This window comes from Stenotrophomonas sp. GW821-FHT02D01, assembly GCF_059421765.1.
Genome location: NZ_JBWKVP010000001.1, coordinates 295,139 through 319,212, shown reverse-complemented (window position 1 = coordinate 319,212; position 24,074 = coordinate 295,139). Strand labels below are relative to the sequence as shown.

At 66.2% G+C, this 24,074-nt stretch carries 16 protein-coding genes; 10 read left to right on the top strand and 6 right to left on the bottom strand.

The features are described from left to right. Nucleotides 1-56 precede the first annotated feature (56 nt). The 9 genes from phoB (at nucleotide 57) to lpxH (ending at nucleotide 15,401) form a co-directional block, all read left to right on the top strand. Entirely contained in the window at nucleotides 57-746 is a 690-nt protein-coding gene (gene phoB, locus AC07UW_RS01400) for a phosphate regulon transcriptional regulator PhoB (RefSeq protein WP_025878121.1), read from the top strand. Nucleotides 747-851: 105 nt separating this feature from the next. Next, nucleotides 852-2,183 carry a phosphate regulon sensor histidine kinase PhoR gene (gene phoR, locus AC07UW_RS01395; protein WP_025878120.1) on the top strand — a complete coding sequence of 444 codons (1,332 nt, stop codon included), beginning with the start codon at nucleotides 852-854 and terminating at the stop codon, nucleotides 2,181-2,183. A gap of 4 nt (nucleotides 2,184-2,187) precedes the next feature. After that, complete coding sequence (ppk1, locus tag AC07UW_RS01390; protein ID WP_025878118.1) at nucleotides 2,188-4,275, top strand: polyphosphate kinase 1; 2,088 nt, start codon at nucleotides 2,188-2,190, stop codon at nucleotides 4,273-4,275. A 463-nt stretch (nucleotides 4,276-4,738) separates the two neighbouring features. After that, nucleotides 4,739-6,265: an exopolyphosphatase gene (ppx, locus tag AC07UW_RS01385; RefSeq protein ID WP_223494337.1), complete on the top strand. Its 1,527-nt coding sequence runs from the start codon at nucleotides 4,739-4,741 to the stop codon at nucleotides 6,263-6,265. A gap of 316 nt (nucleotides 6,266-6,581) precedes the next feature. Further along, on the top strand, nucleotides 6,582-9,551 hold the full coding sequence (locus AC07UW_RS01380; protein WP_223494336.1) for a TonB-dependent receptor domain-containing protein: 2,970 nt from the start codon (nucleotides 6,582-6,584) through the stop codon (nucleotides 9,549-9,551). A gap of 329 nt (nucleotides 9,552-9,880) precedes the next feature. Then, complete coding sequence (locus AC07UW_RS01375; protein ID WP_495211261.1) at nucleotides 9,881-12,805, top strand: TonB-dependent receptor domain-containing protein; 2,925 nt, start codon at nucleotides 9,881-9,883, stop codon at nucleotides 12,803-12,805. A gap of 166 nt (nucleotides 12,806-12,971) precedes the next feature. Beyond that, nucleotides 12,972-14,117, top strand: a complete 1,146-nt coding sequence (locus tag AC07UW_RS01370) for a glycosyltransferase family 4 protein (protein WP_495211260.1) — start codon at nucleotides 12,972-12,974, stop codon at nucleotides 14,115-14,117. Next, on the top strand, nucleotides 14,098-14,637 hold the full coding sequence (locus AC07UW_RS01365) for a phosphatase PAP2 family protein (RefSeq protein WP_180163719.1): 540 nt from the start codon (nucleotides 14,098-14,100) through the stop codon (nucleotides 14,635-14,637). The genes AC07UW_RS01370 and AC07UW_RS01365 overlap by 20 nt, the downstream gene beginning before the upstream one ends. 17 nt (nucleotides 14,638-14,654) lie before the next feature. Next, nucleotides 14,655-15,401 (top strand): UDP-2,3-diacylglucosamine diphosphatase, encoded by a 747-nt coding sequence (lpxH, locus tag AC07UW_RS01360; RefSeq protein ID WP_105163510.1) that lies wholly within the window; start codon nucleotides 14,655-14,657, stop codon nucleotides 15,399-15,401. A gap of 87 nt (nucleotides 15,402-15,488) precedes the next feature. On the opposite strand, the gene AC07UW_RS01355 is transcribed toward lpxH, so the two are convergent. Then, nucleotides 15,489-16,742 carry a zinc-dependent metalloprotease gene (locus tag AC07UW_RS01355; protein WP_025878107.1) on the bottom strand — a complete coding sequence of 418 codons (1,254 nt, stop codon included), beginning with the start codon at nucleotides 16,740-16,742 and terminating at the stop codon, nucleotides 15,489-15,491. Nucleotides 16,743-16,968: 226 nt separating this feature from the next. Here AC07UW_RS01355 and AC07UW_RS01350 point away from each other — a divergent pair, with 226 nt between their 5' ends. Further along, entirely contained in the window at nucleotides 16,969-18,435 is a 1,467-nt protein-coding gene (locus tag AC07UW_RS01350; protein WP_495211259.1) for a T6SS phospholipase effector Tle1-like catalytic domain-containing protein, read from the top strand. Nucleotides 18,436-18,509: 74 nt separating this feature from the next. Here the strand turns inward: AC07UW_RS01350 and AC07UW_RS01345 are convergent, their stop codons facing one another. The 5 genes from AC07UW_RS01345 to folC form a co-directional block, all read right to left on the bottom strand. Continuing rightward, nucleotides 18,510-19,334 carry a ferritin-like domain-containing protein gene (locus tag AC07UW_RS01345; RefSeq protein WP_336025094.1) on the bottom strand — a complete coding sequence of 275 codons (825 nt, stop codon included), beginning with the start codon at nucleotides 19,332-19,334 and terminating at the stop codon, nucleotides 18,510-18,512. Nucleotides 19,335-19,344: 10 nt separating this feature from the next. After that, nucleotides 19,345-20,811 (bottom strand): amidophosphoribosyltransferase, encoded by a 1,467-nt coding sequence (gene purF, locus AC07UW_RS01340; RefSeq protein ID WP_025878104.1) that lies wholly within the window; start codon nucleotides 20,809-20,811, stop codon nucleotides 19,345-19,347. A gap of 30 nt (nucleotides 20,812-20,841) precedes the next feature. Then, nucleotides 20,842-21,621 carry a CvpA family protein gene (locus AC07UW_RS01335; protein WP_033830450.1) on the bottom strand — a complete coding sequence of 260 codons (780 nt, stop codon included), beginning with the start codon at nucleotides 21,619-21,621 and terminating at the stop codon, nucleotides 20,842-20,844. Nucleotides 21,622-21,667: 46 nt separating this feature from the next. Beyond that, a complete protein-coding gene (locus AC07UW_RS01330) occupies nucleotides 21,668-22,705 on the bottom strand; it encodes an SPOR domain-containing protein (protein ID WP_495211258.1) in 1,038 nt (345 codons plus the stop codon). A gap of 81 nt (nucleotides 22,706-22,786) precedes the next feature. Further along, nucleotides 22,787-24,058, bottom strand: a complete 1,272-nt coding sequence (gene folC / locus AC07UW_RS01325; RefSeq protein ID WP_495211257.1) for a bifunctional tetrahydrofolate synthase/dihydrofolate synthase — start codon at nucleotides 24,056-24,058, stop codon at nucleotides 22,787-22,789. Nucleotides 24,059-24,074 lie beyond the last annotated feature (16 nt).

Below are 24,074 nucleotides of genomic sequence, written 5' to 3'. Positions count from 1 at the left end.
TCATCAAACCGTAGTCTACTGGCACCACTCCAGTAACTGAGCCCTACGGTGCCCTCGTGCAGAAACGCATCCTGATCGTCGATGACGAGCCCGCGATCCGCGAAATGGTCGCCTTCGCCCTTCGCAAGGGCGATTACGAACCTGTCCACGCCGGTGACGCCCGCGAGGCCCAGACCGCCATCGCCGACCGCGTCCCCGACCTGATCCTGCTGGACTGGATGCTGCCCGGCACCAGCGGCCTGGACCTGGCCCGGCGCTGGCGCAAGGAAACCCTCACCCGCGAAGTGCCGATCATCATGCTGACCGCGCGCGGCGAAGAGAACGACCGCGTCGGCGGCCTCGAAGCCGGTGTCGACGACTACGTGGTCAAGCCGTTCTCGGCGCGCGAACTGCTGGCGCGTATCCGCGCGGTCATGCGCCGCGCCCGCGACGATGACGAGGACGGCAGCGTGGCGGTGGGTGCGATCCGCATCGACGGTGCCGCCCATCGCGTGTTCGCCAACGACCAGCCGGTGCCGATCGGCCCGACGGAGTACCGCCTGCTGCACTTCTTCATGACCCACCCCGAGCGCGTGTATACGCGCGCACAGTTGCTGGACCACGTGTGGGGCGGCAGCGTGTATGTGGAAGAACGCACCATCGACGTGCATATCCGCCGCCTGCGCAAGACGCTGGAACCGTTCAACGCCGAGAACATGGTGCAGACCGTGCGCGGCGCCGGTTACCGCTTCTCCACCGCAACCTGAGCCTCGTCGTGCCGGTGCCGTGCACCCCACGGTGCCGGCGTCGGCAACTCTGCTATAACTTCCGGTTCACCTGCGTGAACCGCCGCAACCCACGACGAGACCGCAATGCCCCGCCACATCCGCTCTGCCTGGTTGAAGACACTGGCCACCGTGGCCACCGTGTTGCTGTTGGCCGGTCTGGTCGGTTGGTTCACTGGCCACCTGTGGCTGTGCATCGCGCTGGCGGCACTGGCGACGCTGGTCTGGCACTACTGGCGGCTGCGCCGCGTGCTGCGCCGGCTGACCGCGCGCCAGCGCTGGGACACCGCCGCCGAGGGCACCGGCGTCTGGAACGAGCTGGACCGCCTGCTGTATCGCAACCAGGTCGAGATGCGCGTACGCAAGCGGCGACTGCTGGACATGCTGCGCAGCTATCGCGCTGCAGCGGCCGCGCTGCCCGATGCCGTGGTGGTGCTGGACCGCAACAGCCAGCGCGTGCAGTGGTTCAACGAAGCGGCCACGGCCCTGCTCGGCCTGCATCATCCGGGCGATCTGGGTGAGGCCTTGGTCGAACGCCTGCAGCCGATGCCGCTGGCGCACTGGCTGGCCGGTGGCCGCAATGCCGAACCGATCCTGGACGTGCCCTCGCCGGTCGATCCTGCGATCCGCCTGAACCTGCGCCTGATTCCCTATTCGTCCGACTACTGGCTGTTGATCGCCCGTGACGTCAGCAAGCTGCTGCGCCTGGAACAGGTGCGCCGCGACTTCGTGGCCAACGTTTCACATGAGCTGCGCACGCCGCTCACCGTGGTCCACGGCTACCTGGACATGATGGACCCGGAGGATTTCCCGGGGACCGGACCGATGCTGGAGGAAATGCGCAAGCAGAGCCAGCGCATGGCTCAGCTGGTGGAGGACCTGCTGACCCTGTCGCGCCTCGAATCGCAGGAACACAGCGAGGCCGAGACGGTGGCCATGCAGCCCATGCTGGCCACCCTGCGCCGCGAAGCCGAAGCGCACAGCCAGGGCCGCCACCAGATCAGCATCGATGACCTGGCCGGCGTGGACCTGCAGGGCTCGACCAAGGAACTGCACAGCGCGTTCTCCAACCTGGTCACCAACGCGGTGCGCTACACCCCGGCCGGTGGCCGCATTGCGGTGGAGTTCCGCCGCGAGGGCGACGGCGTGGTGCTGGCGGTACGCGATACAGGCTACGGCATTCCGGCCACCCACCTGCCGCGCCTGACCGAACGCTTCTACCGCGTCTCCAGCAGCCGCTCGCGCGAAAGCGGCGGCACCGGCCTGGGCCTGTCGATCGTCAAGCACATCCTCGGTCTGCACCACGCACGCCTGGAAATCGACAGCGAGGTCGGCAAGGGCTCGGTGTTCGCCTGCCATTTCGATGCCGACCACGTGCGACCGCGTGAGTCCGCCCCCCTGACCTCCTTCGAAGAATGACGCCATGAGCAGCCTCGGATCCCTCCCCCTCCCCGTGAGCACGGACAGCGATCCGTTGCGCGACCCGGCGCTGTACATCAACCGCGAACTGTCGCAGCTGGATTTCAACTTCCGCGTGCTGGCGCAGGCGATGGACCCGCAGGTGCCGCTGCTGGAGCGCCTGCGCTTCATGTGCATCTCCTGCACGAACCTGGATGAATTCTTCGAGATCCGTGCCGCCGCGGTCCGTCATGCACAGGAGTTCGGCCTGCCGCCGGCACCGGACGGCATGAGCCCGCAGGCCATTCTCAATGCCATCCACGAGCGCGCCGCCGAGCTGGTGGACCAGCAGTACCGCTGCTGGAACCAGACGCTGCGCCCGGCGCTGATGGAGGCCGGCATCGGCGTGCTCGGCCGCAACTCCTGGACCCACCGCCAGAAGCGCTGGCTGCGTGCCTATTTCCGCAACGAGATCATGCCGGTGCTGTCGCCGCTGGGCCTGGATCCGGTTCATCCGTTCCCGAAGATCCTCAACAAGTCGCTGAACATCGTGGTGGTGCTGAAGGGCACCGATGCGTTCGGCCGCAGCGGCCACCTGGCCATCGTGCGCGCACCGCGTTCGCTGCCGCGGATCATCCAGCTGCCGGAAAAACTCGGCGGCCCGCAGAATTTCGTGTTCCTGTCCTCGGTGCTGTCCACCTTCGTGGACGAGTTGTTCCCGGGGCTGGAAGTGCTGGGCGCCTATCAGTTCCGCGTCACCCGCAACTCCGAGCTGGTGGTGGATGAAGAGGAAGTGGAAAACCTGGCGCTGGCCCTGCGCGATGAGCTGGTGGACCGCGGCTACCGGCCTGCAGTGCGGCTGGAGATCGCCCACGACATGCCGCGCGACATCGTACGCACCCTGCTGCAGAACTTCGGCCTGACCGAGAACGCGGTGTACCGCATCGACGGACCGGTCAACCTCAACCGCATCATCCAGCTGTACGACCTGATCGCCCAGCCGGACCTGAAGTATCCACCGATGACCCCGCGCACCCTGCGCGACAGCGACGGCATCTTCGAGACCGTGGCCCGCCAGGACCTGCTGCTGCACCACCCCTTCGACGCGTTCGCGGCGGTGCTGGACCTGATCCGTCAGGCCGCGCTCGATCCGAACGTGCTGGCGATCAAGCAGACCCTGTACCGCACCGGCAAGGATTCATTGATCGTCGATGCACTGATCCAGGCGGCGCGCGCCGGCAAGGACGTGACCGTGGTGGTCGAGCTGCGCGCGCGCTTCGATGAAGAAGCCAACCTGGGCCTGGCCGATCGGCTGCAGGAAGCCGGCGTGCAGGTGGTGTACGGCGTGGTCGGCTACAAGACTCACGCCAAGATGCTGCTGATCGTGCGCCGCGAAGGCCGCAAGCTGCGCCGCTACGTGCACCTTGGCACCGGCAACTACCACAGCGGTACCGCGCGCGCGTATACCGACCTGAGCCTGATCACCGCCGATGCGGACATCGGCAACGACGTGCACCTGCTGTTCCAGCAGCTGTCCGGGCTGGCATCGAAGATGAAGCTCAAGCGCCTGCTGCAGTCGCCCTTCACCCTGCACACCGGGATCCTGGCGAGGATCGAGCGCGAGACGCGCATCGCAGCGGCCGGGCGACCGGCGCGGATCATCGCCAAGATGAACGCCCTCAACGAAGCGCAGGTGATCCGTGCGCTGTACGCCGCCTCGCAGGCGGGTGTGCAGATCGACCTGATCATCCGTGGCGCCTGCACCTTGCGTCCGGGCGTACCGGGCGTGTCGGACAACATCCGCGTGCGCTCGATCGTCGGCCGTTTCCTGGAACACAGCCGGGTCTACTGGTTTGGCAACGACGGCGCACCGGAGCTGTACTGCGCCAGCGCCGACTGGCTGGAACGCAACCTGCTGCGCCGGGTGGAAACCTGCTTCCCGATCCTCGACCCGGCGCTGGCCAAGCGGGTGTACCGCGAGGTGCTGCAGAACTACCTGGACGACAACCTCAACGCCTGGGAGCTGGATGCCGAAGGCATCTACCACAAGCGCGCACCGGCCCACGACGAAGCCCCGCATTCGGCGCAGATGGCGTTGATGCAGGGCCTCTGACCCGGTAGGTGACCTGGTAGGTGCCAACCTTGGTTGGCACGTTTGGATTCGTCCACGCATGGCGTGGATCTACCGTGTCGACCAAGGTCGACACCCACCAACAGCAGGCAAGGTCGACACCCTCCAATAGCAGCGTGGACCCGTCGAAGGCAGGGTGGGTCCGGTTGCGGGGGTGTCCGCGGCATGGATGCCGCGGCCAAGCCCCCAGGGGTGAGGGCGCTTTGCTTGCGAAGCACTGCTTCGCAAGCGCCCGAACGCACAGCCGCCAGCGGCTGGGCCGGACCGCGGAGCGGGGTTCACGGCGTCCCCCGCAACCTGACTCACCCCGCCCTCCCACGGATACCCCGCTTTTGACGTTGACGTTGATTCAGCGGGTGCAGGGCGCAGCCCTGCCGCACTCCCCCTCCAAATTGTGAAGGCCACGCGGTGACGAGTTCACCGCCCCTTCGGCTAACATTCGCCCATGCCGCATACCACCACGACTCCGCCCGCATTGCAGGATGGCGACCTGCTGGCCGCCATCGACCTTGGCTCCAATAGTTTCCACATGGTCATCGCGCGTTACACACTTGGCCAGCTGCGGGTGATCGACCGCCTGCGCGAAACCGTGCGCATGGCCGACGGCCTGGACGGCAAGGGTGGACTCTCCGCCGCAGCGCGACAGCGCGCGTTGGAGTGCCTGGCCCGCTTCGGCCAGCGCATCCGCAACGTTCCGCCGCATCGCGTGCGTGCACTGGCCACCAATACCGTGCGCCAGCTGCGTTCGCCGCAGGCCTTCCTGATGCCGGCCGAAACCGCGCTAGGGCACGCCATCGAAGTGGTCAGTGGCCGCGAAGAGGCGCGCCTGATCTATCTGGGCGTGGCCCATGCGCAGCCACCCAAGCCCGACCAGCACCGCTTGGTGATCGATATCGGCGGCGGCTCGACCGAGTTCATCATCGGCAAGGGCATGCAGACCCTGGAGCGCGAAAGCCTGCAGGCCGGTTGCATCGCCAGCACCCGTCGCTTTTTCCCGGGCGGCAAACTCAGCAAGAAGCGCTGGAAGGATGCACTGGCCGAGATCGGCCGGGAGTTCCAGCCCTTCGCCAGCAAGTACCGCGCGCTGGGCTGGCAGGAAGCCCTTGGCTCGTCCGGTACCCACAAGGCCATCAGCGAGATCTGCGCGACGATGAAGCTGAGCAAGGGCGCGATCACCGCCGAGGCGTTGCCCCAGCTCCGCGATGAGCTGCTGAAGGCCAAGAAGATCGACGACATCGTGCTGCCTGGCCTGTCCAGCGATCGCCGCCCGATCATCGCCGGCGGCATCCTGGTGCTGGAAGCCGCCTTCCAGGCGCTGGGCCTGCAGAAGCTGCTGGTCAGCAAGGCTGCGATGCGCGAGGGCATCCTCTATGACATTCTCGGCCGTGCCGGCGACAACGACCCGCGCGATGAATCGGTGGCCGCCCTCACCCATCGCTATGGCATCGACACGGTGCAGGCCGGCCGCGTGCAGGACACCGCACTGTCGTTGCTGGAGCAGGTGCAGGAGCGCTGGAAGCTGGATGCCGATGACGCACGCATGCTTGGCTGGGCCGCACGCCTGCATGAGCTGGGGCTGATGATCGCCCACAGCGGTTACCACGTGCATGGCAGCTACGTGCTGGAAAACTCAGATATCGCCGGCTTCTCGCGGCAGGAACAGCAGATGCTGGCGACGCTGGTGCGCAATCACCGCCGCGGCATCAGCAAGACCGCCTTCGATGCCATTCCCGAACGCCTGCTGCTGACGGCACGTCGCCTGGTTGCCCTGTTGCGCCTGGCGGTACTGCTCAACCGAGCGCATGAAGACGCACCGCTGCCGGCGCTGGAACTGACCGCCGACGACAACCGGCTGTCGCTGATCGTGCCGCAGGCCTTCATCGATGCGCGCCCGCTGCTGCGTGCCGACCTGATCGGCGAGACCGAGGGCATCGCTGGACTCGGCATCCAGTTCCGTCCGTTCGTGGTTTGAGCAGGGCGACGGGACGCCCTCCGATCGCCGGCCGGCGCCCGATTACATTTCGTTACAGTTCGCGCAATCGACCGCCAATTCCTGCTGCAATGCAGCAGTTGGCGGGGACGGTGTGCGCCTCGTCCTGACGTAAACCCCTGCTTTTGTTCACGTTTGGTGAAAGCGCGTGATGCGTAACGACACAAACCGACACGCGCTCTTTACAGAGCATTAACCAACGAGACTACTATCGGGTTATCGGCTCGGTCTTGGACCTGCCGATTCCTTCGACGCCCGTTTTGGCGTCCTTTGCACGACCCGAGAGAGAGAGCTCGTCATGACTTCACGCACCACCGCACTGGGGCAGGCCATCCGCTACGCCCTGGCAACCACCGCGACGCTGGCTGCGCTGCCGGCGTTCGCCCAGAGCAGCAGCACCGCTTCGCCGACCAACCTGGACCGCATCGAGATCACCGGTTCGCGTATCCGCCAGGTGGACGTTGAAACGGCGCAGCCGGTGCTGGCCCTGAGCCGTACCGATATCGAACGCCAGGGCTTCAGCTCCGTTGCCGACATCCTGCAGAACGTGACCGCGATGGGCAGTCCGGCGATCAGCCGCGCAAACGCGCTGAGCTCGGGCGAAAACACCGGCGGCACCTACATCGACATGCGCAACCTGGGCGCGCAGCGCACCCTGGTGCTGGTCAACGGCAAGCGCCTGGGCATCAGCACCTCAGGCCTGCAGGACGTGTCCTCGCTGCCGGTGTCCGCGGTGGAGCGTATCGAAGTGCTGAAGGATGGCGCTTCGGCCATCTACGGTTCCGATGCGATGGCCGGCGTGGTCAACATCATCACCCGTTCCAACGTCAACGGCGTGACCGCCAACGTCTACCACGGCCAGTACAGCGAAGGCGACGGCGCGCGCGACCGCTTCGACGTGGTGGGTGGCTGGAGCAACGACCGTGTGTCGCTGACGCTGGCGCTGGAGCACTCCGAAGAAAAGAGCGTGTGGGCCCGTGACCGCTGGTTCAGCAAGTACGGTACCAGCGACCACAACCCCAATGACCCCTCCAACTGGACCACGCTGAGCCAGTACGGCCAGATCACCGGCCTGAAGGGTCGCCCGGGCTGCACCGATACCAGGCTGGGCTGCGGCTACTCGCTCAACCGCGGTGCCGACCCGACCAACCCGGCCAATTACCACCTGACCGATGCGACGCCGTTCACTGGTGACGTCAGCAATGCCAACGACCAGATGCACGTCATGTACCCGATCAAGCGTGATTCGGTGTACTTCGATGGCCGCTTCAAGCTGACCGACGACATCAACCTGCGCACGGAGTTCGGCTACAACAAGCGTTCTTCCGAGCGCCAGATCGCGGGCTACCCGACCCAGTCCAGCTCGGTGTCGATTCCCAATGATCCGAACGCCACTGGCCAGATGTCCAGGGACAGCTACTTCAACCCGTTCGGCAGCCAGCACGGTTACGCCAACCCGACCGCAGTGTCCTGGAACCGCCGCACCTGGGAAGTGCCGCGCGTGAGCACCAGCGAACTTAAGACCTATCGTGCGGTGGTGTCGCTGGATGGCGCCTTCGAGATCGGCCAGCGCTACTTCGACTGGGACGTGGGCTACCAGTACAACCGCAACGAGCTGACCGCCACCGCCACCGGCAACCTGCACAAGAAGCGCGTGCGTGATGCCGTGGGCCCGTCGTTCCTCGATCCGGCCACCGGCAAGGTAATGTGCGGCCGCCAGGGCGCGGTCATCGATGGCTGCAAGCCGTGGAACCCGCTGGTGCCGTTTGGCAAGAATGATCCGAACGGCCTGACCGGCAACGAAGAGCTGCTGTCCTGGCTGTTCCCGGCCGAAAAAACCACCGGCCGCACCACCACCAAGAATGCGTTCGCCAATCTGTCGGGCAGCATCATGACCCTGCCGGCCGGCGACCTGGGCTTTGCCTTCGGCGTCGAAAGCCGCAAGGAAGATGGCAAGTACACGCCTGACGCGCTGGCCCAGACCGGCGCCACCACCAACCTGGCTGCTGGCCCGACCGGTGGCAGCTACACGGTGAAGGAAGCGTACCTGGAGCTCAACGTGCCGATCCTGGCCGACCTGCCGGGTGCCAAGGAACTGAGCTTCAGCGCCGCCACGCGTTTCTCCGAGTACAACACCTTCGGCAACACCCTCAACAGCAAGTTCGGCTTCAAGTGGAAGCCGATCGACCAGCTGCTGGTCCGCGGCACCTGGGCCGAAGGTTTCCGCGCACCGACCATCAGTGACCTGTACGGTGGCGGTTCGGAAACCTTCGCGCAGTTCAGCGATCCCTGCGACACCGTGTTCGGCGCTTCCAAGAACAGTGCTGAAGTCCGCGGACGTTGCGCACGCGATATCGCAGATGCCGGCAACTTCCGTCAGCTGCGCCAGGGCAATACGCCGGTGACCACCGCGCAGGACGCAACGCCAACGCCGTTCGTGTCCGGTTCCAACCCGCAGCTGACCCCGGAAACCTCGACCAGCAAGACGCTGGGCCTGGTGTGGAGCCCGACCTTCGTCAGCAACCTCAACGTTGCTCTGGACTGGTGGAAGATCCGCATCGACAACACCATTGTCGATGACAGCCCGAACCAGATCCTCACCGACTGCTACGAGCAGGGCATCGAAGCGCGTTGCAGCCGCTTCACCCGTGATGCGGCCACCGGCATCGTCACTGGCCTGAAGTTCGGCAACCGTAACGCCGGTTTCGCCGAGACCGAAGGCTACGACCTCGACGTCAGCTACCGCGTGGATACCAGCTACGGCAAGCTGAGCGCTGGCTGGACCAGCACCTACGTCAGCAAGAACATTTACCGTTCGACCAACGATACCGGCGTGGTTCCCACCCCGATCAACGGCGTGGCCAACACCATCGGCACCAGCACCAGCCTGGCCTTCCGGGTGCGTTCGAACCTGGTGCTGGGTTGGGATATCGGTGACTTCGGCGTCAGCTGGACCGCGCGTTACTATTCCGGCGTGAAGGAGCGTTGCCTCAACGCCACCCGCTACGCCGATGAGTGCTCCGACCCGGGCTTCATGGCACCGTGGATCAAGGGTACCCGCGATTACAACCAGCGTGGCGCGGTCACCTTCCACGACGTGCAGTTCCGTTACAACCTGCCGTGGGATGCCACCGTGTCGGTTGGCGCCAACAACGTGTTCGGCAAGGAAGGCCCGGTGATGTACAGCAAGCCGAATTCGTCGTTCTCCTACTACGGTGGCTACGACATCGGTCGTTTCATGTACATGAAGTACCAGCAGCGCTTCTGATCCAGACGCTGACGTAAGACCACGACCACGGCCCTTCGGGGCCGTGGTTTTTTTGTGCCCGCGCAGATTGTCGCCATCTACATCGCTCTTGACGCTTCCAATCCCGCACCCGTGCACGGGCACACCTTCAGCCAGAACAAAAGTCACCTGGCAATCGATTGATTCGATTCCGCTTTGTACAAAAGCGTCATCGCCGATCCGGGCGTTCTCGTCGCGTTCCTCTACTCCTCTCTGCAGGCCTTCACTAGGTTTGAACGTCCACCGCCCGCGGTGGAACTGGCGCTGCCCTGCTTGGCCGCGCACCGATGAATTGGAAGAGAGAGAGGCCCATGACCATCCGTATTCCCGAACTTGGGTTGGCGATCCGTCGCGCGCTGACGATGACCGCAACCACTGCATTGGCTGTTCCTGCGCTCGCCCAGCAGGCTCCGGAAGCCACCACGCTGGACCGCATCGAGATCACCGGCTCACGCATCCGTCAGGTCGACCTGGAAACCGCGCAACCGGTGCTGACCATCAGCCGTGCAGACATCGAGCGACAGGGCTTCAACTCGGTTGCCGACATCCTGCAGAACCTGACCGCAATGGGTAGCCCTGCCTTCAGCCGCGCGAGCCCGCTCAGTGCCGGCGAGGCCTCCGGTGGCAGCTATGTGGACATGCGCGGCCTCGGCCCGCAGCGCACGCTGGTGCTGGTCAATGGCAAGCGCCTGGGCATGACCACCTCTGGTTATCAGGACATCTCCAGCATTCCTGCCGCTGCCGTGGAGCGCATGGAAGTACTGAAGGACGGCGCATCGGCCATCTACGGTTCCGACGCGATGGCCGGCGTGGTCAACATCATCACCCGTCGCAACGTCGAGGGCGTGACCGCCAGCGTCTACCACGGCCAGTTCAGCGAAGGCGACGGGGCCCGCACCCAGTACGACGTGGTTGCAGGCTGGTCGAATGAACGCGCCTCGATCAGCCTCGCCGCCGAGCATGTCGAAGAAAAGGGCGTGTGGGCGAAGGACCGAGGGTTCAGCGCCCATACCTATACCGATCGTCATCCGGACGATGGCTGGACCACGGTGGGCCAGTGGGGACGCATCACCGGCTTCAAGGGCCCGGGCTGCAGCAACAGCCGTGGCTGCAGCTATTCGCTCGACCGTGGCAGCCAGCCGGGAGGCCCGGACAGCTTCCATCTCAGCGACAACACGCCGTTCACCGGTGATGTCAGCAACGGCAACGAGCAGATGCACCTGCAGACACCGATCAAGCGCGACTCGATCTTCGTTGACGCACGCGTGGATCTGAACGACCAGGTCCGCTTCAACACCCAGCTGGCTTACAACCAACGCACCACGAGGCGTCAGGTCGCCGGCTATCCGTTCCAGTCCGGCGCAGCCGGCATCACGCCGATGTCTGTCGACAGCTGGTTCAATCCGTTCGGCAGCCATCACGGCTACGAAACGCCCAGCGACGTGCACTGGAACCGCCGTACCTGGGAGATTCCGCGGGTCAGTACCAGCGAACTGACCACCTGGCAGGGCGTGGCGGCGTTCGAGGGCAGCTTCGCGTTCGGCGGTCGCGATTTCGATTGGGAAGCCGGCTACCAGTACAACCGCAGCGAACTGACCCAACGCGCCACCGGCAACCTGCACAAGCAACGCGTCGCCGATGCCACCGGGCCGTCCTTCTACAATCCGGCAACCGGCAAGGTTGAGTGCGGCACACCGGATGCGCCGATCACCGGTTGCAGACCCTGGAACCCGCTGGTGCCCCATGGCCAGGATGATCCCTATGGCCTGACCGGCAACCCGGAACTGCAGGACTGGTTGTTCCCTGAGGAGCTCACCCGCGGCCGTACCACTACCCGCAACCTGTTCGCCAACCTCAGCGGCAGTCTCGCCACCCTGCCTGCAGGTGAGCTGGGCTTCGCAGTGGGGGCGGAGAGCCGCCGCGAGGATGGCCGCTTCGTCCCCGATGCGCTGGCACAGACCGGTGCCACCACCAACCTGGCCGCAGGCCCCACCGGCGGTGGCTACCGTGTAGACGAGGCTTACCTGGAGCTGAGCGTGCCGGTGCTTCGCGACCTTGCCGGTGCGCGTGAGCTGAGCCTGAGCGCCGCTACCCGATACTCGGACTACACCACCTTCGGCGGCACCCTCAACAGCAAGTTCGGGTTCACCTGGAAGCCGATCGACCAGCTGCTGGTCCGTGGCACGTGGGCACAGGGCTTCCGCGCACCGACCATTTCCAATCTGTATGGCGGTGGTTCTGAAACCTTCACCACCGGCTTCCGCGATCCCTGCGACACCGTCTACGGTGCTGCGGCGAGCAGTCCGGAAGTGCGTGTACGCTGCGCCGCCGACATCGCCAATGCGGACAGCTACCGACAGCTCGGCCAAGGCAACGAGCCGATCACCGGCAGCAGTGGACAGACACCCCTTCCCTTCACCAACGGCTCCAATCCGGATCTGGAACCGGAGACCTCGACCAGCCGCACACTGGGACTGGTCTGGAGCCCAACCTTTGCCGAAGGACTTCACATCGCACTGGACTGGTGGAAGATCCGCATCGAGAACACCATCGTTTCCGATCATCCCAATGACATCCTCCGCGACTGCTACGAGTTGGGCATCGCCGAGCGCTGCGGCAGCTTCACCCGTGACCCGGAACTGGGCATTGTCAACAAGCTCAACTATGGCAGCCGCAACAGTGGCTTCCGCCAGGCAGAAGGCTATGACCTGGAGATCGGCCACAAGGTCGAAACCCGCTGGGGCACGCTGCGCGCCGATTGGAAGACCACCTATGTGGTTGCCGCCGAGGAACGGACCACCAACGAGGCGGATGTGCCGCCGATTCCCAGCAATGGCATCGCCACCAACGATGGCATTGGTTTCCGGGTCCGCTCCAACGCGTCACTGGGCTGGGAGCAGGGCAACGTCGGCCTCACCTGGAGCCTGCGTTACTTCTCCGCAGTCAAGGAACGCTGCCTGGACGCAAAGGACCATCCAGACGAATGTTCCCATCCGGACCAGCGCGCGCCCTGGTACAGCGGCAGCCGCGATTACAACCGACGCGGTTCGGTCGCGTTCCATGATGTACAGGCGCGCTACAACCTGCCGTGGAGCGCCACCGTTTCGATCGGCGCCAACAACGTGTTCGCTCGCCAGGGCCCGATCCTGTACAGCCAGCCAAGTTCCAACTTCTCCCACTACAGCGGCTTTGACATCGGTCGCTTCGTCTACATGAAGTACCAGCAGCGCTTCTGATCCACGCGTTGGCGCAACACCACGACCACGGCCCTTCGGGGCCGTGGTTTGTTTGTGCTCCTGAACTGCGCAGGCACCGTCTTGCTCGACCGTCATCGCGTTGTCGCAAAGCGGTCATGTCGGCTACATCGCCAGGCCCGAGCATGCGTAAAACCGGAGGCCCGCCATGCGCTATGCCATCGTCACCGAAACCTACCCGCCGGAGATCAACGGCGTCGCACTGACCGTGCAGGGCCTGGAGCAGGGATTGCGCGCCGCCGGCCATGAGGTCGACCTGATCCGTCCACGACAGGCCAGCGAAGCGCTGGAGGCGGCACCGGGCACGCTGCTGGTACCGGGCGCGGCCTTGCCGCGCTACCCCGGCCTGCGCTTCGGCCTGCCGGCACCGATCCGGCTGGGCCGGCACTGGCGGCAGCAGCGCCCCGATGCGGTCTACGTGGCGACCGAAGGTCCGCTGGGCTGGTCGGCACTGCGCACCACTCGCCGCCTCGGCATTCCGGTGGCTACCGGATTCCACACCCGCTTCGACGAATACCTGCCCGACTATGGCGTGGCGTGGCTGCAGTCGGCGGCAATGCGCTGGATGCGCCGCTTCCACAACCAGGCCGACGCGACCCTGGTGCCCACCCGCGAACTGCAGGAATTCCTGACCGACCAGGGCTTCGAGCGCGTGCGCCTGCTCGCCCGTGCGGTCGACAGCCAGCAGTTCGACCCGTCACGCCGCGACCCGGCGCTGCGCGAGGAATGGGGTATCGATGGCACGGGCCTGGCGGCGATCTACGTTGGCCGCATCGCCGCCGAAAAGAACCTCGGCCTGGCGGTGAAGGCCTTCCGCAAGCTGCAGCAGGTGCGCCCGAAAGCGCGTTTCATCTGGGTCGGCGATGGCCCGGCGCGCGAGAAACTGGCGCATGAGAATCCCGATTTCATCTTCTGCGGCATCCAGCGCGGCGATGCTCTGGCCCGACACTTCGCCAGTGGCGATCTGTTCCTGTTCCCCAGCCGCAGCGAGACCTTCGGCAACGTGACCCTGGAAAGCATGGCAAGCGGCCTGGCCACGGTCGCTTTCGACTACGGCGCAGCCCGCGAATACCTGCGCAACGGCGAGAACGGTGCCGCAGTGGATGACGACGAGCAGTTCGTGCAGGCAGCGGTGCAACTGGCTGTCGATGATGCCCAGCGCCGCGGGTTGGGTGGCAACGCGGCACGGGCGATGAAGCGGCTGCACCCGCAGCAGGTGGTGGCGGAGTTTGAAAACCTGTTGGCGGAACTGGCCAGCGCGCGGAGGAGCGGACATGCGCACCACGCCGCTTGAGCTGCTGGCCGGTCGCGAAGCTCGCTTGTGTCGCCGTGCCAACCACTACTGCCGACGTCGCCGCGTGCGCCGCGTCTTCTCGATCATCAGCCGGCTCGGCGATGGCGTGTTCTGGTACATGTTGATGGGCGCGCTGGTGCTCATCGATGGCTTCGACGGCCTGCGCGCATCAGTGCACATGGCCGCCACCGGCCTGGCCGCGCTGCTGCTGTACAAGGGACTGAAACGCTGGACCCGGCGGCCACGGCCGTACGCGGCCGACCTGCGTATCCGTGCCTGGGTGGCGCCGCTGGATGAGTTCAGTTTCCCGTCCGGCCATACCCTGCACGCGGTGTCGTTCACCATCGTCGCGCTGGCCTACTACCCTTGGCTGGCGCCGCTGCTGGTGCCGTTCACCTTCGGCGTGGGCCTGTCGCGCGTAGTGCTGGGCCTGCACTACCCAAGCGACGTTCTGGCTGCCACCGGCATCGCTGCACTGCTGGCCTCGGCCAGCCTGGCCTGGCTGCCGTTGCCGGTGTGATGCCCTAGAATGTCCGCATGACCACGCTGTTCATTTCCGATCTGCATCTGGACCCCAGCCGTCCGGCCATCACCGACCTGTTCCTGCGCTTCCTGCGCGAGGAAGCGCCTGGCGCCGATGCGCTGTACATCCTCGGCGATCTGTTCGAAGCCTGGATCGGCGATGACACCCCCTCGGCCGCAGCCGACGCGGTGGCCGATGCGCTGAAGGTACTGTCCGACAGCGGCGTGCCGGTCTTCTTCATCCGCGGCAACCGTGACTTCCTGCTGGGCGAAGACTATGCCCGCCGCGCAGGCCTGCGCATCCTGCCGGACCCGTGCATGATCGAGCTGTACGGCCGCCCGGTGCTGCTGCAGCACGGTGACCTGCTGTGCACCGATGACATCCCCTACCAGCAGTTCCGTGCCCAGACCCGCGACCCGGTCTTCCAGGCGCAGTTCCTGTCGCAGCCGCTGGAAGCGCGTATCGCCTTCGCGCAGAAGGCGCGTGATGCCAGCCAGGCGCGCCAGTCGGAAATGAAGCAGGGCGACCGTGCGCAGTTCGAAACTGTCACCGACGTGGCCCCGGCCGAAGTGGAAGCCACTTACGTGCGCCACGGCGTGGACACGATGATCCATGGACACACCCATCGCCCGGCGATCCACACCCTGCAGGCCGGCGGACGCAGCTGCACCCGCATCGTGCTGGGCGACTGGTACGAACAGGGTTCGGTGCTGCGCGTGGATGTCAACGGCTGGACCCTGGATACGCTCAGCCGCGCATGATGGATCGCAGGATGCCAACCAAGGGCGGCATCTACCAGAGCAGGTGCACGCGCCCTGGTAGACGCCGACCCTGGTCGGCGCCTGGACTCAGCGGAAGGCCGCGATGGTGGCCTTGGTATTGACCAGCACGCGCTGGTTGTCGGCACTGCTGGCGATGCCCATCGGAACGCCGTTGTAGCTGATGTTCGGATTGGACCAGTAGTTCAGCCGCGGGCAGCCGGCCGAGCAGTCATAGGCCATGATCGTACGCCAGCGCGATCCGCTGGCCGGCTCATAGCGATAGCCATGGCCATAGGCATACGGTGACGTGCTCGGATCACTGGCGATGTCGTGCCGTGCGCTCTGCAGGTGGCCGATTTCATGGGCGAACGAGTAGTAGCCGGTGGCGCAATCCCAGTACACCGCGGCAAACGCGGTCGATGCGGTGGAACCGATGCCCGAGGCCAGTCCGCAATAGCTGGTGTTGTTGATCAGCAGTACGCCGACATCGGCGGCGGTGTTGTTGCGGCTGGTGTGGATGCTGTCCATGTAGCCGTCGCTGGTGCCACGGAAGCGCGACAGGTCGGTGGTGAAATTGCCGGACTCGGTGTAGTTGGTGGTCTCATAACCGGCCAGCTGCAGGGTGAGGCCTACGTTGCTGTTGGTATACCCCTGGTTGGATTCGGCAACCGCCAACTGCACCAGCGACTGCATGTTGCCACCATAGGCGGTCACTGCAGCGTTGGTTGCCACCACCAGCACGCGGATGGTCGCCGGGCTGCCTGACGAGGCCTGCGCAGTGCCGAGGCGATCATTGGCAGGCATGGCGATCTTCGGCAACTGGTTGTAGTCGGCCGGATGATCGGCCGGCATCCGCGATTCATCCACCTCGACCAGCACGTGGCGATTGCCCAGCGGACGCAGACGATAGAGTTTGCCGTCTTTGCGGATCGAGCCGGTGAGGGTATTGCCCGAGCGCACCAGGATCAGCGAATTGCCCGGATCGTCCTGGCCATTGGACGTAGCCGCCTGCAGGCGATCGGACGGCGCGCGCAACTGGCCGTACCAGATGCTGCCACCATCGGGCAGCGCCTCGACCTTGCTGCGAACGGCCTGCACCTTCTGCCCGAGCAGCTCGAATTCCAGCTGCGGCTGCGCGGTGGCGGCAGCATCGACACGCACTTCCTGTACGGCGGCGGTGGACGGGGTGGCCAGCAATCGCCCCAGTGCCGGCTCGCTGGTGGCCGATGCACGGCTGAGAACGGTGACCGGCTCGAACAGCGGCGCCGCATGGGCGGCCGCCGCTACCGACAATCCCAACAACAGACCACCTGTCGCTTTACCTATCGATCTGGACATCATCTTGTCGCTCCTTGAAGTGAAGTGGACAGCGTTGATGCAGCACGACCCGGGGTGCCGGGTCCGGCCATCAGGCCTGCGCAGGGCGTGTGAATTCAATAGACGAGAGGAATGGAAATCGCGATCTGTGATCGACCGCATCTGCGTTCAGTCAGGTCAAAAGCGTCAGTACACTTCGCCAACACACGGCTTTCGCGCTACCGTGACGTGGCCACGACAGGGGATGCACATGGCGCCAGCGCAGCACAGCGGTGACACGACGGCTGATCCGGGCCTGCTGCGGATCGGCCTGTTCTTCGATGGCACCCGCAACAACGCACACAACCTGGCGCAGGGCCACCGGCAGGTGCCGCGACCGCGCCCCGCCCTGCTCCGCGCCGATGATGATTCGACCTACCAGAGTCGTTTGACCAGCAGCTATGACAACGGCGCCACCAACATCGCGCGCCTGCATCAGTTGTATCCGGACAGCCGGCGCACGCCCGGCAGTACACCTTCGCTGGCGATCTACGTGGAAGGCGTCGGCACCCGCGATGATGCCGAGGACGACCTGATCGGCCTGGCCTTCGGTATCGGCGCCAGTGGCGTGCAGGCGAAGGTGCAGCGTGCGTTGCAGGTGCTGCTGCCGGCGGCACTGTCGGCTCTTGCGACGCAGTGGCGCGCGCCCCTGCACAGCGTGCAGCTGGATCTGTTCGGCTACTCGCGCGGCGCGGCCTCCGCGCGTGATGTGGCCAATCATCTGCGCGGATGGGACGGCGCGCGCTGGCGGCAGCTGCTGCAGCAGGCGGGGCTTTCATGCAGCGCCGATTTCGCCCTGCCACGGCCGATATTGCGCTTCATCGGCCTGTTCGACACGGTGGTCGCCGTCAACGGCGGCCGCGCCGACGAACACCCCCGTATCGCCCTGCCCGCGGGCATCGCCGAGGCCGTGCTGCAGCTCAGTGCGCGCGACGAGCATCGCCAGCACTATGCGCTGACCACGGTGGCACCAGCACATCGCGAAATCGCACTACCCGGCGTGCACGCGAACATCGGTGGTGGCTACGACCAGGTGGAAGAAGGGCCCAAGCTGCTCAGCCGGCCGCGGCGGCAGCAGCTGCGCGGGCCCGGCGTGGAGGACTACCAGACACCGCCCCTGGCACTGCTGCAGGCGACCACCGCGTACGCTGAAGCACAGGCCGACGCCGAACGCTGGCGGCAGCAGCTGGGATTGAACCCGAAGGAAGTGTGGGTCGATGTCTGGCACCAGTGGCAGCAGCAGCGACGCGCGGGCAGCCGCAGCGTGCTGATGTCGCCGGTGCTGTACGTCACCGCTGCGGTGGTGCTGCACCGGCGCATCGATTGGCGCTACCAGCTGGTGGCGCTGCAGGTGATGCAGAAGCACGCCAACGATGCCGGCGTGACCTGGACTACCGACGCGGCCAAGGTGGCGGGTTGGGAACTGCCCAGCGCGCTGCAGCCGATCGCGCGCCGCCTGATTGCCGGCCAGCCGTTGACCCCGACGCAGGAAGCGTTGCTGCGCCGCCGTTACCTGATGCAGTCCGCACACTGGAATTTCGATGCGCTGGGCGATACCGCCCTGACCTACGCCGCCGACGCCGGTGTCAGCGAACTGCCGTATCGCCCCGGGCCGGGGCTGTTCTACATCAACCGGCCGACGGTGGATGGCAGACGCGTGGTGTTGCCGAACGCATGACAACCAAAAAGGGGACGGAGGGAATCAAGTCGTTTGTGGCACAAACGACTTGATTCCCTCCGTCCCCTCTTCTTTCAACCCGCCTGTTCGACCAGGTTGGCGAGCTCATCCGCATCGAACCCGGCCAGCAGGCGTGCCTCGATGTTGAACGGCCCATGCAGGTAGCCACCGGCATACTCGACCAGCAGTTCCTTGAAACGCGCTCGTGGCTCGACGCCGGCGCGCTCGCAGTACCAGCGGAACCAGCGCGAACCGGCAGCAACATGTGCAACCTCCTCGCGCAGGATCACGTCCAGCACGTCGGCGGTTTCGCCATCGCCGACGTTGCGCAGCTTGTCGATCATGCCCGGGGTCACGTCCAGCCCGCGCGCTTCCAGCACGCGCGGCACCAGCGCCATGCGCGCCAGGCCGTCGTGTGCGGTCTTCTCGCACATTTCCCACAGGCCGTTGTGCGCAGGGAAATCGGCGTACTCATGGCCGTGTGCCAGCAGGCGTTCACGCAGCAGCATGAAGTGGCGCGATTCGTCGTCGGCGCAGCTCACCCAGTCGGCATGGAACGCCGCCGGCAGACCGCGGAAGCGATACACCGCGTCCCAGGCCAGGTCGATCGCATTGAGCTCGATATGGGCAATGGCATGGATGAACGCCGCACGTCCTTCCACCCCGCCCAATCCACGCCGGGGCACTTCGCGTGGATGCACCATCACCAACCGCAGCGGCCGACCCGGCATGCGGATCGGGTCGGCTTCCGGCGCATCTGCCGGCACCTTCAAGCGGCCGGCGCGGAACGCGCTGGCGTAGGCCTGGGTCAGTGCAACCTTGCGCAGCGGATCGGCTTCGGCCAGGCACTGCTGCGCGGCGCGCAGCAGATTGCCGCCAACGTCAGGCACGTCGATCACCGCCTGGACCTCAGGCGCGGCGCTTGTGCTTGGCGTCGTCCGAACGCAGCTGCTGGATGCGCTCGAAGTAGCCCGGCTCGATGCCCGTCGGGTAATGGCCGTTGAAGCACGAGGAATCGAAGTTGCGCAGCGCCGGATTGCCTTCGCTCACCGCCGCTTCCATGTCTTCGATGTCCTGGTAGATCAGCCAGTCGCAGCCCAGGTGCGCTTCGATTTCCTCGATGCTGCGGTTGTGCGCGACCAGCTCTTCAGCAGCCGGCATGTCGATGCCGTAGATGTTGGGGTAACGCACCGGCGGCGCGGCGCTGGCCAGGTAGACCTTGCGTGCGCCGGCGTCACGCGCCATCTGCACGATCTGCTGGCTGGTGGTGCCGCGCACGATCGAGTCGTCCACCAGCAGCACCACGCGGTTGCGGAATTCCAGGTGGATCGGGTTGAGCTTGCGGCGCACCGACTTCACCCGTTCGCCCTGGCCCGGCATGATGAACGTGCGGCCGATGTAACGGTTCTTGATGAAGCCTTCGCGGTACTTCACCCCGAGTACGTTGGAGATCTCCAGCGCGGCATCGCGCGAGGTGTCCGGGATCGGGATGATGGTGTCGATGTCGTGGTCCGGGCGCAGGCGCAGGATCTTCTCGCCCAGCTTGATGCCCATGCGCATGCGCGCCTTGTGCACCGACACGTTGTCGATCATCGAATCGGGGCGTGCGAAATACACGTACTCGAAGATGCACGGGGTGTGTTCGGCCGGCTCGGCGCAGATTTCCGAGAACAACTCGCCGCGCGCGGTGATCACCAGTGCTTCGCCCGGCTGCACGTCACGCACGCGCTGGAAGCCCAGCACGTCCAGCGCGGCCGACTCGGAGGCAACGATGTATTCGTCACCCTCGGCATGACTGCGCTTGCCCAGCACCAGCGGGCGGATGCCATGCGGATCGCGGAAAGCGACCAGGCCCAGGCCCAGCACCACGCTGACCACCGCATAGCCGCCCTTGCAGCGGCGGTGCACGCCGGCAACCGCGCGGATGGCGGCTTCCGGGCTGAGCTGGCGCTGCTGTTCCAGTTCGTAGGCGAACACGTTCAACAGCACTTCGCTGTCCGAATCGGTATTGACGTTGCGGCGGTCCTGCTCGAACACCTGCTGGCGCAGGTCCTCGGTGTTGATCAGGTTGCCGTTGTGGGCCAGCGCGATGCCGTACGGCGAATTGACGTAGAACGGCTGTGCCTCGTCCATGCCTTCCGAACCGGCGGTCGGATAGCGCACATGGGCGATGCCGACGCTGCCTTCCAGGGTGGACATAGTGCGTGCATCGAACACATCGCGGACCAGGCCGGTGGCCTTCTGCACCCGCAGGCGGCTGCCGTTGACGGTGGCGATGCCCGCCGCGTCCTGGCCGCGATGCTGGAGGACGGTCAAGCCGTCATACAACTGCCCGGCGACGTTCTGGTTGCCGACGATTCCGACGATGCCACACATGATGCGAGGTCTCCGCTGGGCTGTGCCCAGTTACAAGGAAGGTGGCCGTACCTGGCCAGAGTTGTCGCCGCGTCTGCGGTCGACATTGGCCGGGTCGTCCGGCTCGATGCTGCCCGGTAGTGCTGGGGCGTCCGGGCGCACTTCGGCCGGATCGTATGCCTCGCCCTGTTCCGCCTTCGCAGGCCGCAGCCATCCGCTGCCCGCCACTATCTGACCGAGTACGCCATTATCGCCTGTCGCCCCCGGCTTGCCCACTCCGGCGCCGGCGCTCTTGCCCAGCTCCATCAACGCAGATGGGGACAGCGCGTCCATCGGCAAGGCCTTGGGCAGCAGGTCGGTGCCCGGCACCTGCCACTGCGGCAGCTTGCTGTTCATCCAGGCCACGGCCGGGTTCAGCACCGGGCGCAGCGCCGAGCCGCGCCAGGAGGGTTCGGCGGTAAGCGGGGTGAAGCCGGCCAGTAACAGCAGCACGGCCGCGATAAGGCCCCCACGCACGGCGCCGAGGACCCCGCCCAGCAGGCGGTCCAGACTGCCCAGCATGTTGCGGTGGACGATGGCCTTGATGACCATGCCGATCACGGCGACCACGACCATCACGCCGATGCCGACGCTGAGGTAGCCGCCGATGAAATGCTCGCCGCCGGGCGCAGCCGGTGCGGCCCACCAGCGTGCGGCGTCATTGCCGAAGGCGAAGGCCGCCCAGGCGGCAACCAGCCACGAAACGGTGCCGATGACGATGCCCACGAAGCCGCGCAGCAACCCAAGCAGGGTGGAGGCGGCGATCACGATCAGCAGCACCACGTCGATCATGGCGCCCCGCTCCTTCGGCGGCGCTGGCAACGGGGCTGCGTAAAGGTCATGGGTGCGGTCGCACCATGCCGGCCACGCCGACCTTGGCGGCGACCTGCGCCTTCAACTGTTCAGCATCGGCGCGGTTGGCGACCGGCCCGACACGGACACGGTGCAGGCTGCCCTTTTCGGTACGCACCTGCTCGACGAAGGCGCTGAAGCCTGCCGCGCGCACCTTGTCGCGCAGGGCGTTGGCATCGTTGGCCTGGCCGAATGCGCCGAGCTGTACGGCAAAACCCACTCCGCTGGCGGCCGGTGCGGCCGGCGTGCTCGGCGGCGTGGCCGGCTTGCTGGCGGTCGCTTCCGGCTTGGGCTCGGGCTTCGGTTCCGGCTTGGCCACCGGCTTGGCCGGCTCCGGCTTGGCGGCCGGCGGCGCTGCTGCGGTCGGCGTACTCGGCGGCAGGCTTTCACTGCGCACCGGGTTGCCGGTCGCCGACGGCGTGGCCGCCGCGACGGGAGTACTGGCGCTCGGCGCGGGCGGCGGCGTGCTTGCCACCGGCGCGCTGGTCGAGGGCTTCGCATCGAGCGTGATGACTTCTGCCTTCACGTCGGCACGTACCTTCACCGCCTGCAGCCGGGCCGCTTCGGCCTGGGCACGATCGGCATACGGCCCAACGCGCACGCGCCAGGCCGGGCGACCGTTGATCGATGCGGTCTCGATGAAGCCCGGAAGCTGCGAACGCTTGAGGTAGGCGATCACCGCATCGGCGTCGGCCTGGCTGCCGTAGGCGCCGAAGGTCACCGCGTAATTACCGGCGGCGACGGCTGGCGAGGTGTCCACGGTCGGCGGTGCCGCTGGGGCGGCGGCCTCCTCGACGGGGCGGGCCTGGCCACTCTGCAACCCGGTGGCGCCACCGGCCGGTGCGACCAGCGGCAGTTCACGGGTTTCAAATTGGCCATCGGCCGGCGCATCGGGCGCGGCGATCGGCACAGAAGCGACACCGCTGTCCGGGGCCGGGCCCTTGACGAGCATCGGCAGGAAGATGACGGCCAAGGCCACCAGGACGATGGCACCAATCAGACGCTGTTTCAGGGGCGTATCCACGTAGGGCAGGCGGCAGGCTGGACGTTGCGGTCGATTATACGGGTGCTGGACCGGGCGGCGTCGGTAATGGCTGAACGGCGGTCAGGCGTTGGCCTGCAACCATTGCAGCGCAGCGGCAGCAGTATGGAAGGAGCCGAACACCAGTACCCGGTCGCCGCGCTCGGCGCGGGCCAGCACCTGCGCCATCGCCTGTTCGACCGTGCCGGCCAGCGCCGCAGTAGCTGCCGCGGTAGCGGCCAGCCGTGCCTGCAGTTCCGCCGCACTCTGCCCACGCGCGCCATCCAGCCCAGCCAAGGTCCAGTCGCTCACCACCTCCTGCAAGGCCTGCACCACGCCCACCGCGTCCTTGTCCTGCAGCGCGGCGTACACCGCCAGGCTGCGCCCGGGGGATGCCTCGGCCTTCAGCGCGCGCGCCAGCTGGCCGGCCGCCTGTGGGTTGTGGCCGACATCGACGCGAACCTGCACGCCATCGCGCTCGAACGCCTGCAGGCGCCCGGCGATGCGCGCCGCTGCCACGCCTGCGGCCCATGCCGCGCGCGGCACCGGCCTGTCCAGCGCGCGCAGCGCCGCGATCGCCGCACCGGCGTTGGCCAGCTGGATCGGCCCGGCCAGCGTCGGCGTCGGCAGCTCCAGGCGGGTGCCGACATCGCGCCAGCGCCAACGCTGCGCGTCGATCGGTTCGTAGAAATAGTCGCTGCCGCCGCGGATCGCATTGGCACCCACCAGGTAGGCGCGCGCCAGCACGCTCGACGGCGGATCGGTCTCGCCCAGGATCACCGGCTTCCAGCCGCGGATGATGCCCGCCTTCTCGGCACCGATGGCCTCGCGGTCCTCGCCCAGCCATTCGGCGTGATCGATGTCCACGGTGGTGATCACCGCCACGTCGGCGTCGACGATGTTGACCGCATCCAGGCGGCCGCCGAGGCCCACTTCCAGCACGGCCAGATCAAGATCGGCATCGGCGAACAGCTGCAGCGCGGCCAGCGTTCCGTACTCGAAGTAGGTCAGCGTCACATCACCGCGCGCTGCCTCGACCGTGTTGAACGCGGCCACCAGTGCGGCGTCATCGACATCCTGGCCATCGATGCGCACGCGCTCGTTGTAGCGCAGCAGGTGCGGCGAGGTGTACGCGCCGACCTTCCAGCCCGCAGCACGCGCGATGGCCTCGATGAAGGCGACGGTGGAACCCTTGCCGTTGGTACCACCGACCACGATGGTGTGCCTGGCCGGCGTGCCCAGGCCCATCGCGGTGGCCACGGTGCGCACGCGCTCCAGCCCCATGTCGATGCTGGCCGGGTGCTGGCGTTCAATGTAGTCCAGCCATTCGGCCAGAGTGGTCGGGGTGTTCTTCACGGTAAGGCTTCCAACA

Bases quoted from the DNA above. Each gene is read 5' to 3' on its own strand.
- ppx (WP_223494337.1), top strand. From the start codon at position 4,739: ATGCCGCATACCACCACGACTCCGCCCGCATTGCAGGATGGCGACCTG.
- AC07UW_RS01375 (WP_495211261.1), top strand. From the start codon at position 9,881: ATGACCATCCGTATTCCCGAACTTGGGTTGGCGATCCGTCGCGCGCTG.
- AC07UW_RS01355 (WP_025878107.1), bottom strand. From the start codon at position 16,742: ATGATGTCCAGATCGATAGGTAAAGCGACAGGTGGTCTGTTGTTGGGA.
- phoR (WP_025878120.1), top strand. From the start codon at position 852: ATGCCCCGCCACATCCGCTCTGCCTGGTTGAAGACACTGGCCACCGTG.
- purF (WP_025878104.1), bottom strand. From the start codon at position 20,811: ATGTGTGGCATCGTCGGAATCGTCGGCAACCAGAACGTCGCCGGGCAG.
- AC07UW_RS01380 (WP_223494336.1), top strand. From the start codon at position 6,582: ATGACTTCACGCACCACCGCACTGGGGCAGGCCATCCGCTACGCCCTG.
- AC07UW_RS01350 (WP_495211259.1), top strand. From the start codon at position 16,969: ATGGCGCCAGCGCAGCACAGCGGTGACACGACGGCTGATCCGGGCCTG.
- AC07UW_RS01370 (WP_495211260.1), top strand. From the start codon at position 12,972: ATGCGCTATGCCATCGTCACCGAAACCTACCCGCCGGAGATCAACGGC.
- lpxH (WP_105163510.1), top strand. From the start codon at position 14,655: ATGACCACGCTGTTCATTTCCGATCTGCATCTGGACCCCAGCCGTCCG.
- AC07UW_RS01335 (WP_033830450.1), bottom strand. From the start codon at position 21,621: ATGATCGACGTGGTGCTGCTGATCGTGATCGCCGCCTCCACCCTGCTT.
- AC07UW_RS01365 (WP_180163719.1), top strand. From the start codon at position 14,098: ATGCGCACCACGCCGCTTGAGCTGCTGGCCGGTCGCGAAGCTCGCTTG.
- ppk1 (WP_025878118.1), top strand. From the start codon at position 2,188: ATGAGCAGCCTCGGATCCCTCCCCCTCCCCGTGAGCACGGACAGCGAT.